This window comes from Comamonadaceae bacterium OTU4NAUVB1, from assembly GCA_024372625.1.
Lineage (GTDB): Bacteria > Pseudomonadota > Gammaproteobacteria > Burkholderiales > Burkholderiaceae_C > Variovorax.
Genome location: CP099606.1, coordinates 53,050 through 66,761, shown reverse-complemented (window position 1 = coordinate 66,761; position 13,712 = coordinate 53,050). Strand labels below are relative to the sequence as shown.

The 13,712-nt window shown below is 69.2% G+C and carries 11 protein-coding genes and 1 pseudogene; 6 read left to right on the top strand and 6 right to left on the bottom strand.

From position 1 onward, the window contains the following. The first annotated feature begins 128 nt into the window (after positions 1–128). Together NF681_19185 and NF681_19180 are read left to right on the top strand one after the other, a co-directional pair. Positions 129–572 carry a (2Fe-2S)-binding protein gene (locus NF681_19185; protein UST56012.1) on the top strand — a complete coding sequence of 148 codons (444 nt, stop codon included), beginning with the start codon at positions 129–131 and terminating at the stop codon, positions 570–572. A gap of 7 nt (positions 573–579) precedes the next feature. Next, positions 580–4,383 (top strand): molybdopterin-dependent oxidoreductase, encoded by a 3,804-nt coding sequence (locus NF681_19180; protein ID UST55992.1) that lies wholly within the window; start codon positions 580–582, stop codon positions 4,381–4,383. Positions 4,384–4,684: 301 nt separating this feature from the next. On the opposite strand, the gene NF681_19175 is transcribed toward NF681_19180, so the two are convergent. After that, positions 4,685–5,662: a tripartite tricarboxylate transporter substrate-binding protein gene (locus NF681_19175; protein ID UST55991.1), complete on the bottom strand. Its 978-nt coding sequence runs from the start codon at positions 5,660–5,662 to the stop codon at positions 4,685–4,687. Between the two features lie 36 nt (positions 5,663–5,698). Then, positions 5,699–6,865, bottom strand: a complete 1,167-nt coding sequence (locus NF681_19170) for a mandelate racemase/muconate lactonizing enzyme family protein (GenBank protein UST55990.1) — start codon at positions 6,863–6,865, stop codon at positions 5,699–5,701. A 100-nt stretch (positions 6,866–6,965) separates the two neighbouring features. Between NF681_19170 and NF681_19165 the strand changes: the two genes are divergently transcribed. Continuing rightward, positions 6,966–7,892 (top strand): LysR substrate-binding domain-containing protein, encoded by a 927-nt coding sequence (locus NF681_19165; protein ID UST55989.1) that lies wholly within the window; start codon positions 6,966–6,968, stop codon positions 7,890–7,892. A 218-nt stretch (positions 7,893–8,110) separates the two neighbouring features. Here the strand turns inward: NF681_19165 and NF681_19160 are convergent, their stop codons facing one another. Next, positions 8,111–9,118, bottom strand: coding sequence for a collagen-like triple helix repeat-containing protein (locus NF681_19160; protein ID UST56011.1), 1,008 nt, complete (start codon positions 9,116–9,118; stop codon positions 8,111–8,113). Between the two features lie 160 nt (positions 9,119–9,278). On the opposite strand from NF681_19160, the pseudogene NF681_19155 reads away from it, so the two are divergent. After that, positions 9,279–9,419, top strand: a pseudogene (locus tag NF681_19155) (hemagglutinin). Positions 9,420–10,234: 815 nt separating this feature from the next. Here the strand turns inward: NF681_19155 and NF681_19150 are convergent. Together NF681_19150 and NF681_19145 are read right to left on the bottom strand one after the other, a co-directional pair. Further along, positions 10,235–10,501, bottom strand: a complete 267-nt coding sequence (locus tag NF681_19150; protein ID UST55988.1) for a BrnA antitoxin family protein — start codon at positions 10,499–10,501, stop codon at positions 10,235–10,237. Continuing rightward, positions 10,485–10,784 (bottom strand): BrnT family toxin, encoded by a 300-nt coding sequence (locus NF681_19145; protein UST55987.1) that lies wholly within the window; start codon positions 10,782–10,784, stop codon positions 10,485–10,487. The genes NF681_19150 and NF681_19145 overlap by 17 nt, the downstream gene beginning before the upstream one ends. A gap of 695 nt (positions 10,785–11,479) precedes the next feature. Here NF681_19145 and NF681_19140 point away from each other — a divergent pair. Both NF681_19140 and NF681_19135 read left to right on the top strand, forming a co-directional pair. After that, complete coding sequence (locus NF681_19140) at positions 11,480–12,361, top strand: TauD/TfdA family dioxygenase (GenBank protein ID UST55986.1); 882 nt, start codon at positions 11,480–11,482, stop codon at positions 12,359–12,361. Continuing rightward, positions 12,358–13,383 (top strand): tripartite tricarboxylate transporter substrate-binding protein, encoded by a 1,026-nt coding sequence (locus tag NF681_19135; GenBank protein UST55985.1) that lies wholly within the window; start codon positions 12,358–12,360, stop codon positions 13,381–13,383. Before NF681_19140 ends, NF681_19135 begins: the two co-directional genes overlap by 4 nt. Before the next feature lie 52 nt (positions 13,384–13,435). Here the strand turns inward: NF681_19135 and NF681_19130 are convergent, their stop codons facing one another. After that, the gene (locus NF681_19130; protein ID UST55984.1) at positions 13,436–13,663 is read right to left on the bottom strand and encodes a DUF3072 domain-containing protein; all 228 of its coding nucleotides are present in this window, start codon (positions 13,661–13,663) and stop codon (positions 13,436–13,438) included. Positions 13,664–13,712: the final 49 nt, after the last annotated feature.

Genomic DNA, 13,712 nt, shown 5'->3' with positions numbered 1-13,712 from the left:
GTCGTCCGGGCTTTTCGCGGCCACCAGGATCAGGCGCATCCGATCCACGGACATCCCGGGCGCCTGAGACCGTGTCCGCAGCCACCGCTCTCGCGCTCACGGTCAACGGTCGCGCGGCCGAGTGCGCCGTGTCGCGAGAGGCGTCCTTGCTCCACCTGCTGCGCAACGACCTGGGCCTCAACGGGCCGAAGTACGGCTGCGGCCTGGGTCAGTGCGGCGCCTGCACCGTGTGGGTCGACGGCATCGCGGCGCGCAGTTGCGTGATCCCGGCGCACGGCGTGGCGGGGCGCAGCATCACGACGCTCGAAGGGCTCGGGTCGCGCGGCGACTGGCATCCCGTGCAGCAGGCCTTCGAGGACACGCAGGCCGCGCAGTGCGGCTATTGCCTGAACGGCATGGTGATGCAGGCGGCGGCCTTGCTGGCGCGCGACCCGCAGCCCGACGAGGCCCGCATCCGCGCCGAACTCTCGGGCAACCTGTGCCGCTGCGGCACGCATGTCGAGATCGTGCGCGCCGTGCAGCTGGCCGCGTCGCGGCTGGCCGGCGGCACCGCTGCAGCCGCGACCGAATGAGCCGGCGATGACCCTGCGCCGCGCCGACCTGCCGCGCACGCGCGGCGACTTCCTCTCGGCCGACGGCGTGCTGGTCGTCGTGCGCCCGACACCGCCGCCGCCCGCACCGGTGCGCGGCCAGCCGGTCGCGGTGTCGGGCAATCCGGCCGAGGGCGACGAGGTGTTGATCGCGGTCTGGGACGACGGCAGCGTCACGGCGCTGCACGGCCACGTCGACCTCGGCACCGGCATCCGCACCGCGCTCGCGCAGATCGCCGCCGAGGAACTCGACGTCGCCTTCGATGCGGTGAACATGGTGCTCGGCGACACGGCACGCGCGCCGAACCAGGGCGGCACGATCGCGAGTGCGTCGATCCAGGTGCACGCGGTGCCGCTGCGCGCGGCAGCGGCGCAGGCGCGGCACTGGCTGCTCGCGCGGGCCGCGACCGTGCTCGGTGCATCGCCTGAAGCATTGCGCATCGACGGCGGCATCGTGTCGCAGCGCGACGATCCGTCGCGGCACGTCGCCGTCGGGGCGCTGGTCGCCGGCCAGCGCGTCGTGATGCGACTCGACCCGTTCACGCCGACCAAGCTGGCGGCGGACTACCGACTGGTCGGCAGGCCGCAGCCGCGCGTCGACATCCCGGCCAAGCTCGCGGGCGAACTCGTCTTCGTGCACGACATGCGCGTGCCCGGCATGCTGCACGGCCGCGTGGTGCGGCCGCCGTACGCGGGCGCGGACCACGGCGACTTCATCGGCAACACGCTGGAGTCGGTCGACGAATCGTCGGTCGCCCATGTGCCCGGCCTTCGCGCAGTGGTGGTGCTGCGCGACTTCGTCGGCGTCGTCGCCGAGCGCGAAGAGCATGCCGAGCAGGCGATGCGCGAACTGCGCGTGAGCTGGAAGCCGTGGCCCGGCATGCCCGACCTCACGGACCTGGCGCAGGCGCTGCGCGACAACCCGTCGACGCAGCGGCTGCTGGTCGACGAAGGCGATGTCGACGGCGCGATGCGCGGGGTCGCGCAGCCGATGCGCCGCACCTATGTCTGGCCCTACCAGCTGCATGCGTCGATCGGGCCGTCGTGCGCGCTGGCCGACTGGCAGGGCGATGCGGTCGACGGGAAGCAACTGCGCGTCTGGGCCGGCTCGCAGAGCCCGCACGTGCTGCGTGCCGACCTGGCCCGGCTCATGGCGCTGGACGAACTGCAGGTCGACGTGGTGCGCATGGAGGCCGCCGGTTGCTACGGCCGCAATGGCGCCGACGACGTGGCGGCCGACGCGGCCCTGTTGTCGCGCGCGGTGGGTGCCCCGGTGCGCGTGCAACTGTCGCGCGAGCAGGAGCATGCGTGGGAACCGAAGGGCGCGGCGCAGCTGATGGAGATCGACGGCGGCCTGACGGCCGACGGTCAGGTCGCCGCCTACGACTTCGAGACCTCCTACCCGTCGAACGGCGCGCCGACGCTCGCGCTGCTGCTCACGCGCACCGTCGAGCCGGTGCCGCACGCCTACGAGATGGGCGACCGCACGGCGCGCCCGCCCTACGCCTACGAGAACCTGCGCGTGAAGGTCAACGACATGGCGCCGATCGTGCGCGCGTCGTGGCTGCGCGGCGTCTCGGCGCTGCCGAATTCGTTCGCGCACGAGTCCTACGTCGACGAACTGGCGACGGCGGCGGGCGTCGATCCGGTGGCTTTCCGGCTGCGGCACCTGAGCGATCCGCGCGCGATCGAGCTGGTGCAGGCGACGGCGCGGAAGGCCGGCTGGCGCCCGCGCACCGGGCCGAAGGAGAACGCCGACGGCGGGCTGGGCGCGGGCGGCGACATCCTGTTCGGGCAGGGCTTCGCGTATGCGCGCTACGTCCACAGCAAATGGCCGGGCTACGGGGCGGCCTGGGCGGCGTGGGTCGCCGACGTGGAAGTCAACCGCACGACCGGTGAAGTGCACGTGCGGCGCGTGGTCGTCGGCCACGATGCGGGCCTGATGGTCAACCCCGCCGGTGTCGAGCACCAGGTGCACGGCAACGTGATCCAGACCACCAGCCGCGCGCTGATGGAGGAGGTGCGTTTCACGCCGCAGCGCGCCGGCGGTGCGCCCGGCGGCGAAGTGGTCGCGGGACGGCCGGCCCCGGGCGCGGTCGCGAGCCGCGAGTGGGGTGGCTATCCGATCCTGAATTTCCGGCAGGTGCCGGTCATCGAGGTGGTGCACATGCCGCGCCAGGGCGAAGTGCCGCTGGGGGCGGGCGAGTCGTCGTCGGTGCCGGGGACGGCAGCGATCGCGAATGCGATCTTCGATGCGACGGGGGTTCGGTTCCGTGCGCCGCCCTTCACGGCCGAAGTCGTGCGCGCGGCGCTGAATCCGCTCACGTCCTCTCCGGGCGAGGGCGGGGGCGGGAAACCGCAGGCGCGCGACGACGGAGCGGGTGCGCAGATCGGGGCGTCTCCTTCCCAGCTTCCCGCCGAAAGCAAGCGGAGCAGGACAGGGACAGGGTCGAAGGCAAGAGGCGCCTGGGCCGTCGCCAGCGCGCTCGCCATCGGTGGTCTGGGCGTCGTCGCCGGGCTGCTCGGCTGGCGCGCCACCATCGCGCCCGTCGCCTTCACCACGCCGGCCTACAGCGCATCGACCGTCGAACGCGGCCGCGTGCTCGCCGCCATCGGCGACTGCGCGGTCTGCCACACGGCCGAAGGCGGCCCGCCCAACGCAGGCGGCCGTGCGATGGCGACGCCTTTCGGCACGGTCTACACCACCAACCTCACGCCCGATGCCGACACCGGCCTCGGCCGCTGGTCGTTCAGCGCCTTCCAGCGCGCGATGCGCGAAGGGATCTCGCGCGATGGCCATCACCTGTATCCGGCCTTTCCGTACACCGCGTTCGCCAAGACCGGCGACGACGACCTGCAGGCGCTCTATGCGTACTTCATGTCGCAGCCGGCCGTGCGTGCCGAGACGCCGAAGCCGGACATGAAATTCCCGTTCGGCATGCGCCCGCTGATGGCGGGTTGGAATGCGCTCTTTCACGACGCAACGCCGTACGCCGCCGTCCCCGCGCAGAGCGCCGAATGGAACCGTGGCGCCTACCTCGTCAACGGCCTCGGCCACTGCGGTGCCTGCCACACGCCGCGCAATGGGCTCGGTGCGGAGCAGGGCGGCGCCGCGTTCCTGTCGGGCGCCGTCGCCGACGGCTGGGAGGCGCCGGCGCTCGGCGGGTTGTCGAAGTCCGCCGTGCCGTGGAACGCGGACGCGCTCTACCGCTACCTGCGCGACGGCCACACCGAATGGCATGGGATCGCGGGCGGGCCGATGGCGGACGTCGTGCGCGAACTCCAGCAGGTGCCCGATGCGGACGTGCGGGCGATGGCGACCTACCTGGCGTCGGTCGGCACGACCGGCGGCGAGGCTTCGTCCGCATCCACATCCGCGCCCGCGATCACGGAGGCAGCGATGGCGGCCCGGGCGTCCCAGCGCGTGCAGGCCGCCGCCGTCACGAAAGACCGGCTGCTCGGTCCCGCGCAACGCATGTTCGACAGCGCCTGCGCCGCCTGCCACCACGACGGCGACGGCCCCACGCTGCTCGGCGTCAACCGGCCGCTCGCGCTCAACGGCAACCTGACGAGCGACCGCCCCGACAACCTGCTGCGCACCATCCTCGACGGCGTGCGTGCGCCGGCAACGAAGGACATCGGTTTCATGCCGGCTTTTCGCGACGCGCTGGACGATGCGCAGATCGCCGAACTCGCCGGCTACATGCGTGCGCGCTTCGCGCCGCAGGCCGGGCCGTGGAAAGACTTGGAGAAGGACGTGGCACGGGTGCGGGCGGACGGCGGGCATCGGTGATCCGCCTCGGGGTGCCGTCGTGAGGTCGGTCGCCCGCCTTTCGCGGGAGAAGCGATGCTGCGCATTCGCTTCGGAAGTGGACGTGAAAGTGATCCGGGGAAACTGAAAGGCCGTTGGCTGCGCCTTGGCGTGCAGGTCCGCTCGCCGGGTCTGAGTTCGAATTGACGCCCAAGGTCTGGATGAACGAAGCGATCGCCGATCACCACGGCTGGCTCGGCGGATCTTCAAGCTGTGCCGTGGGAGCGAAGCCGGCGCGAAACGCAGGCCTCGCGGCCTGCGGATTCTTCACGTCGATGAACGCTCAGTCGGCGTACTCGCCCGCGTCCTTGATCACCTGGGCCCAGCGGGTCTTCTCCGCCTCGACGAACTTCCGGTGAACGGCCGGGTCGAGTCGCTCGTCGGTCACCACCGTCAGGCCCAGGGCTTCCTCGCGCTTGATGAGCTCGGGGTCCTTCAGCGCGGCGCGCAGCGCCGCGTTCAGCTTAGCCAGCACGGCCGGCGGCGTGCCGCGCGGCGCGTACAGCCCGTGCCAAACCTGGACGTTGAAATCCTTCAGGCCGGCTTCCGACAGGGTGGGCGTGTCCTTCAGTGCCGGCAGGGGCAGGCGCTGCAGGCTCGTGATCCCGTAGACCTTGACCTTGCCGCCCTCGATCTGCGGCACGGCGTTGACGGCCTGCTCGCACATCAGGTCCACCTGGCCGCCGATGAGGTCGGTCATGGCCGGCGCGGTGCCCTTGTAGGGCACGGGGGTCAGGGTGACCTTCAGCGCGTTCTGGAACATCAGGCCGCACAGGTGCGACGCCGAACCCAGGCCGGCGTTGGCCAGGTTGACCTTGTTGCCGTTGGCCGCGAGGTACTGGCGCAGCTCCGCGAAGTTGGCGGCCTTGAGGCCGGGCGTGCCGATCAGCACGGACGGCGCCTCGTTGATGAGGCCGAGCGGCTCGAAGTCGTCCGGGACCTTGAAGCCGAGCTTGCGGTAGAGCGCCGGCGCCGTCGCCATGCCGATGTGGTGCACCAGCAGCGTGTAGCCGTCGGGCGTGGCCCGCGCCACCTTGGCCGCGCCGATGGTGCCGCCCGCGCCGAGCGCGTTGTCCACCACGACCGTCTGGCCCAGCGGCTTGCGCAGCGCCTCGGCCAGGTCGCGGGCGATCTTGTCGGTAGGGCCGCCGGCGGCGAAGGGCACGACGAGCGTGACCGGCTTGTCCGGGAACTCGGCGCACGCCAGGGTGGCAGCGCCAGCCAGGGCCAGGCCGGCGGTGTAACGCCAAAGCAGGTTCATGTCTTGTCTCCGTTTTTTGTCGTGGCGCGCTGGATGTCAGGCCGACAGGGCCTGCATCTCGCGGTACAGGTCGGCCTTGCCCTCGAAGCCGATGCCCGCCAGCTCGGGCAACGTGACGAAGCCGTTCTCGACCTTCACGCCGTCGGGGAACCCGCCGAAGGGCTGGAACAGGTCGGGGTAGCTCTCGTTGCCGCCCAGCCCCAGGCCGGCGGCGATGTTGAGCGACATCTGGTGGCCGCCGTGCGGGATGCAGCGGCGCGCCGACCAGCCGTGCTCCTTGAGCATGTCCAGCGTGCGCAGGTACTCGACCAGGCCGTAGCTGAGCGCGCAGTCGAACTGCAGCCAGTCGCGGTCGGGCCGCATGCCGCCGTAGCGGATCAGGTTGCGCGCGTCCTGCATGGAGAACAGGTCCTCGCCGGTGGCCATGGGGTTCTTGTAGAAGTTGCGCAGCGCGGCCTGCAGCTCGAAGTCCAGCGGGTCGCCCGGCTCCTCGTACCAGAACAGGTCGTACTGCGACAGCGCCTTGGCGTAGGCGATGGCGGTCTCCAGGTCGAAGCGGCCGTTGGCGTCCACGCACAGCTTCTGCCCGTCCTGCAGCACCTCCATGATCGAATCGATGCGGCGCAGGTCCTCGTCGAGCGAGGCGCCGCCGATCTTCTTCTTCACCACCGTGTAGCCCCGGTCGATGTAGCTGCGCATCTCGTCCTGCAGCTTCTTGTGGTCCTGCCCCGGGTAGTAGTAGCCGCCGGCGGCATAGACGAAGATCTTGCGGTCGGCGGTGCCATTGCCGTAGCGGTCGGCCAGCAGCTGGAACAGCGGTTTGCCCTCGATCTTGGCGACCGCGTCCCAGACCGCCATGTCGATCGTGCCGATGGCCACCGAGCGCTCGCCGTGGCCGCCGGGCTTCTCGTTGGTGAACATCGTGTTCCAGATCCGGTGCGGATCGAGGTTGGTGCCGGCGTCGTCGACCAGCGAAGCCGGGTCGGCTTCCATGATGCGCGGGATGAAACGCTCGCGCATGAGCTTGCCCTGTCCGTAGCGGCCGTTGGAGTTGAAGCCGTAGCCCACGACCGGCTTGCCGTCGCGGATCACGTCGGTGATCACGGCGACCAGGCTGAGGGTCATCTTGCTAAAGTCGATGTAGGCATTGCGGATGGGCGAACTGATGGGAAGGGTCTTCTCGCGGATCTCGACGATCTTCATGTTTGTGCCTCTTGAGTGATTGGGTCGAACGATCGTCCGATGTTTCGGACTTCGCGGCCAATGCTCTTTTTCTCGCTATCCATGCTTTGAAAGCACCGACATGAACTTTCTGTGGCTCGCCGACTTCAAGGCACTCGCCGCGACCGGGAGCTTTTCCAGAGCCGCGCAGGAAAGAAACGTGACCCAGCCTGCCTTCAGCCGCCGCATCCGGGCGCTGGAGGCTTGGCTGGGGGTCGAGCTGTTCGATCGCAGTTCTCAGCCGGCCAAGTTGACCATCAGTGGCGAGTGGTTCAGCGATGTCGCGGACGAGCTCATGGAGCGACTCGCAGTCCTTCCCGAGGAAGCACATGCCATTTCGGAGGCGCATTCGGCCACCCTGCGGATTGCTTCCACGCACGCGCTGTCGTTCACGTTCCTGCCCCGTTGGCTCCGTCCGCTCGAAATGCACACGACGGTTCGCCCCGTCCAGTTGATGTCCGACGTGCTTCAACGCTGCGAAGCCTTGATTCAGCAGAACAAGACGCAGTTCTTGCTGAGTCATGCCCATCCGATGAGCAGAGGCGGGCTCCCGACGGAGGCCTATGTGTCATGTCGTGTGGGCACGGACACCCTGGTTCCAGTTTGTTCGGGAGACCGACACGGAAATCCCGTGTTCACCCTGGCGCACGAAGGCAGCGATGCCGTGCCGGTCCTTCAATACAGCACCGACTCCGGCATCGGGCGCATCATGCGGGCGGTGCTGGGACAGCAACTCGCGCTTCTGAAGACGCGCGTCGTGGTGACTGCGCACCTCGCATCGGTGCTCCGGACGATGTCCATCGACGGACGCGGCATCGCCTGGCTTCCCCTGTCGCTCGTCGAGGACGACTTGGCCTCCGGACGCCTTGTCAGGGCATCGACCGACGGCAGGTTCGACATTCCCACCGAGATCCGGCTCTATCGCTCGAGCATGCCGCTGGGTAAGGCTGGCGAGGCTTTTTGGGATGCCGTCCTTCGAGGGACGAGTTCAGAACACCCTTCGGCTTAGAAGACTGTTAACATAAATCATCTTGTATTGGCAGGGAAATTCTCTGTGGACGCAGGACCGTCGGTCAGGGTGCCTTGATCGGCACGTTCGGTCCACAGGATCGTCTGCCACGGTCGCAGACTGTCGATTGCTCCACGGTCGATGGTGCTCGGGTTCGCGACGCACGACCGGTCCTCGATTCAGAAGCGTTTTGTCGCAGGACCGGTCGATGCTGTCGCTTACCTCGACACCGTGCGGCCGCCCAGGCCGAGCGTGGCGCCCACGCCCACGAGCAGGCCGCCGCCGGTGGCCCCGCCCGTGGCCGAGCCCCCGCTGAGGCCTCCGACGGCCGTGCCAAGGGTGCCCACTGTCTGGCCCACGGCCGTGCCCACGCCGCCCGCGACGTTCGCGACCGTCGCGGCCACCGGCACCGAAGCCACCGTCGCCACCACTGGCGACACCACCGCGGCCACGCCCGAGGCGATCTGGCTCACCGGCGCGCCCGCCCCGCCCGAGAGCACGCCCCCGGCGATGCCGCCCACCGTGGCCAGCGCGCCGCCGACCACGCCCGAGGCCACGCCGGTGCCCACGCCCGCGGCCGTGCCCACCGTGCCCACCAGCGCGCCCGCGCCGCTCGCCGCACCGGCGCCGCCCAGGCCCGCGACCGTGCCGATGGCCGTCGGCAGCCCGGCGACCGCGCCGCCGACCAGGCCGCCGGCCGTCGCGCCACCGATACCACCCGCGCCGCCCGCACCCGTCGCGGTCACGAGGCCCCCGACGCTCGCCACCGTCGCCCCCACGGGCTGGGTGAGCGCGGTGAGCCCGCCCACGGGCAGCTGCTGGAGCCGGTTGCCCACGCCGTCGAGCAGCCCGTCCACCGGCTGGCCGATGCCCGTGGCGTCGCCCAGGCGCTGCGTGAGGGTGGGCACGCTGTCGATGCGCGCGACGACCTGGCTCGCGCCGCCCGTGATCTGGCGCACCACGTCGGCGCCGGTCACGGTGTCGAGCCGGTCGGCGAGGACGCCGACGCCATCGCCCACGCGGCCCAGCACGTTGCCGGCCACGTCCGTGACGCTGCCCAGGGGCGTGCCCTCGGCGATCGAGGCGAGCGCGACGCCGGTCGTCGAGACCGTCGCGCCCGCGCCCTCGACGACCGCCGGCAGGCCCGCGAGGGTCTTGCCCACGACGTCCTGGCCGGTGCCCAGCTGGCCGAGGCCCGTGCTCACGGCCGCACCGGCGCTGCCCACCGTCGCGCCGGCTTCGGCCAGCACGCCGCCCAGGGCCGTGCGGGCCCCGGCGGTGGCGACGACCTCGCCCACGCCGCTCACGACCTCGCCGGTCTTGCCCAGCAGCTGGCCGGTGGCCGAGGCCACGGCGGTGTCCGTGCCGCCGGTGCCTCCTGTGCCGCCCGTGCCGCCCGTGCCGCCGGGAGTGCCGCCGGGGACGCCGGGAAGGTTCCCGGGCAGGCCACCGCCCGTGCCGGCGCCCGTGTCGCCACCGGCGACGCCCGTGCCGCCGCTCGCGCCCGTGTCGCCGTCGGCCACGCCGGTGCCCGAGGTGCTGTCCTTGTCGCTGCCGGTGCCACCCATGCCACCCAGGTTGTCGGAAGCACCGTCCTTGTTGGGGTTGTTCAGCCCGCCCGGTGTGGCGCTGCTCGTACCGCCGGCCGAGGCGCCGAGTTGGCCACTCGAGGAACATCCGCCCAATGTCGCCAGCACGGCGGCCACGGCGGCCGCGCAAGCGAGGGACCTGAATCGGGGTTGGAAGAAACCGTTCATGGCAATGTCCTTGAAAGTGAGTGACTTTGAAATCGACAACGACCGGCAAGGCCGTTTCGGCGGGTGGTCTTCACGCATCCGAACATTCGAAGCGCATCAGGACCGTGTTGCTGTTTTTACGACCTGCGCCGAATTTGCTGAAGATTGGAAACCCCCCGGAAGCCCCGATTCAGGGGGTCTCGAGCGTGCGAAAGATCACGTTCGATCAAGCCGCGCAGCTTGGTGAATACCGAAGATTTAGACGATTCCGGCCTCTTGACGGCGGGATGGCGCGCGGATCGACGCCTCGTGCGATGGCGTGATCGATGCATGAGCGCCAGCCGTGATCGACGGGCTCGCAGTCGGTTCCGAGCCGAGCACCAGCCCAAAAGAACACGATGAGGAACGTGCTCCGGTGCCGCCGGTCGTCGACCGACCGGACATAGCGGTTCTGTCCGCGGTGCCATGGGCGCGGCCCCCCGCCTCACGCCCGCGGCGGCATCAGCACCGTGGCCAGGCCGACCATGACCACGATGGATGGCACGGCCAGGATCGTCTTGATGTCGCGCCCGTCCACGACCGAGCGTCGTCCCGGATCGCTGCCGTTCAGGACGTGTGGAGCTTTTCCTGCAGCCAGACCTTGATCAGCGACTGGTAGGGCACGTCGCGTGCATTGGCCGCCACCTTGATCGAGTCGAGCAGGTGCTGAGGCAACCGCAATGAAATCGTCTTGGTCGTCGGCTTCAGGTTGGGCAAGGTCACCTTCCGGGCCTGCAACCAGTCGAGGTGCTCGGTGGAGTCGTGCTGTTCCCAGTAGGTCCGCTCCTGAGCTTCGGAGTCGAACGCCGGAATCGCCTTAGTTCGCTTGTTCATAGATGACGCGCTCCTTTCGGGACATGGCTCTGGCTGAAATGACTCGGATCGATCGGCCCGCGTGGCGCAGCGTGAAGGTGATGTGCAAGGCACGCTGGTCGTCGGCATGGCCCAGGGCGTGGAAGCGCGGTTCCTCGCTGCTGTGTGCCGCATCCTGCAGCAGCAGGAGGGGCGCGTTGAAGAACACCTGTTCGGCTTCGGCCGCCGAGACACCGTGCTTGTCGTTCTTGCGGGCATTGCCTTCGTCCCAATCAAAAGCGGTGATGGCGCCGAGATCGATCATGGTTTGTATATTACCATCATGTACAGGAAGGCAGACCGCGCCTTCTGAATCGGGACCGACAAGGGTCGGCCAGCGACCCGGTCGAGCCGTCGGCTCGAGTCCGAGACAGGCCGCACGGGCGCAGCGGCTTAATTTTCCTGACAGCGATTCGGAGTGCGAAAACGCTTTTCGGGTCCGGGCAATGACCATCGGGTTGCGCACGGCATCGCTGCATTGACGTTCCCAATATCGGCCGGCTTCGAAAGATCGCGTTCACCGGTCGGAATTAGTCATTCCCCTCGTCTCGCTGACCAAGTCCGATGGCTGATTAAAGGCTAACGCCTAATGATTTGCATTGCGACATTGTGTGAGCGCGTCATTGGTAATTAAGCTCCTGGCTCCTGGCTCCTGGCTCCTGGCTCCTGGCTCCTGGCTCCTGGCTCCTGGCTCCTGGCTCCTGGCTCTCCGACCAAGACCACGTAAACCGTTAGTAGATTACGTGGCTCACGCGACGGACATTGAAGTTCCGGTCGAACCCCGGCGTCGAAGGAGCGACAGGATCTCCGCAATCTGTCCGATGCGATGCAATGGCAAGTCGATTTTTCTCATTTGCTAATGCGGAAGCGATCGTTCCACCTTGTGATCCCGCTGCCTACGATGAGGGTTTCCCCACCCGAGAAGACGCATCGAACATGACCGTGGCTGTGACGAATCAAATGCGCGTGACCGCATTGGGCGATGCGATCGGCGCGCAGGTCGACGGCGTCGACCTTATGGCGCCCCTCGACGCCGGCACGGTCCAGGGCTTGAAAGAGGCGTGGGACCGTCATCTGGTGCTGCGCTTTCGGGACCAGACCCACCTGAGCCTGTCAGGACTGATCGCGTTCTCCCGCCACTTCGGTCCGTTGGACAAGCGGCCCGTGGCCAGCAAGGCGCTGCACCACAGCATCGACGCGTTGCCCGATGAGGTCACGGTGATCTCGAGCGTCAGGATCGATGACCAGCCCATCGGCGGTCTCGGCGATGGCGAATCGGTCTGGCACGCCGACATGACCTACAACCCCACGCCACCGCGCGCCGCGCTGCTCCACGCGTGGGAAGTCCCGGCGAGCGGCGGCGACACGCAGTTCCTGAATCTGTATGCCGCCTACGAGGCCTTGCCCGCCGATCTGAAGCGCACGATCGACGGACTCGAGTGCGTTCACGACGCCAGCCTCAACAGCGCCGGCGAACTGCGCCTGGGCTTCGAACGCGTCACCGATCCCCGCGGGACGGTCGGCGCCCGTCACCCGCTGGTGCGCGTCCATCCCGTCAACGGGCGGCGCAGCCTCTACCTGGGGCGACGTCGCAACGCGTACGTCACGGGCCTGTCGGTCGACGACAGCGAGGCCTTGCTCGACGTCCTGTGGAGGGCCGCGACGCAGGAGCGATTCACGTGGCGCCAGCGATGGCAGCCCGGCGATCTGGTCGCCTGGGACAACCGCGTCACCCTGCACCGGCGCGATGCCTTCGATCCCCGGACCCGTCGCCTCATGTACCGCACCCAGGTCGGCGACCGCGCGGCGTCGCCGCGGCCCGGCCACGGGGCCCACCCATGACGGCTCGTCCCGGCCGTTTCCGGACGAGTTCGCGCATCGCCGCCGGCGGATGGATCGCGGCGCTGGCGCTGGGACTCTGCGGCACCCTGATCGCCACCGGTCGAGCGGCGGGCATCGACGACACGCCTGCCTACCCGAGCCGGCCGATCAGCATCGTCGTGGCGGGCCCGGCCGGCGGAGCGACCGACGGCATCGCGCGGCTGGTCGCCGCGCGCTTGAGCGTGACCCTGGGCAGCGAGGTCGTCGTCGACAACCGGGCCGGTGCCGGCGGCGTCATCGGCACCCGATTCGTGGCGCAGGCAAAGCCCGACGGCCACACGCTGCTGCTCGGCCACATCGCCACCAACGCCATCGCGCCCGCGGTGTACAGCCCACGCCCCTACGACCCGGTCGCCGACTTCGCCCCGATCGGCTTCATCGGCAGTTCCGCCAGCGTGCTGGTCGTCTCGACGGACGGACCGGGCACGCTGGACGCCCTGCTTGCTCCCATCGGCGCGGCGCCGATCACCTATGGCTCGACCGGCATCGGTGGCACCGCCCACCTGCTGGGCCACGTGTTCGCCCGGGCGAGCGGCAGACCGCTCCTGCACGTCCCCTACCGGGGCAGTCCCCCCGCGCTGCAGGACCTCGTGGGCGCGCGCATCAGCATGATGTTCGCCACGGCGGGCGCGGTGGCGCCCTACTTCTCGGCGGGCAAGCTCAGGCCGCTGGCGGTGGCCTCGAACCGGCGCAGCCGCTTCTTCCCGGACGTGCCCACGTTCAAGGAATTGAACTACCCCTCGGTGGTCCAGGAAGGCTGGTTCGGCCTGTTCGCGACGGCCGGTACGCCCCCGGACGTCGTGAAGCGACTCAACGCGCACCTGAACCGGGCACTGGCCGACCCGGCGGTGCGCGCCGGACTGGAGCACCTCTTCGTCGAAGTGGGCACGCCCGAGGGGCCGGCGAAGTTCGGATCCTTCGTCGAGAAGGAAGCCGCGCACTGGGGCGACGTCGTCGCCCGCTCCGGCGTGAAGGCCGAATAAGCCGGCCCACGGCACCCGGACGCCGGGCGCATGCGGGCTCGACGAGCCGGCTTCAGGAAGACGATTCGCCGCGTCCCGTCTTGTGCTGAAGTTCGTCGATGCGCTTCGAGGCCTCGGCCTTGGTCAGGTCGTCCTCGACCGGCACCTTGGCTTCTTCCGACAGGGTCTTGAGGTAGGAGTGCTGTGCGCCGGTCATCTTCTCGTCGCCGGTGACCCAGTCGCTGGGGTCCTTCTTCATGTTGCTTTCATCGGCATGGGCTTGGGTCGTCTTGTCGGTCATGGAATGCTCCAAAAAAGAATCAACTGTATGAATGTACAGTTAGGCGAAT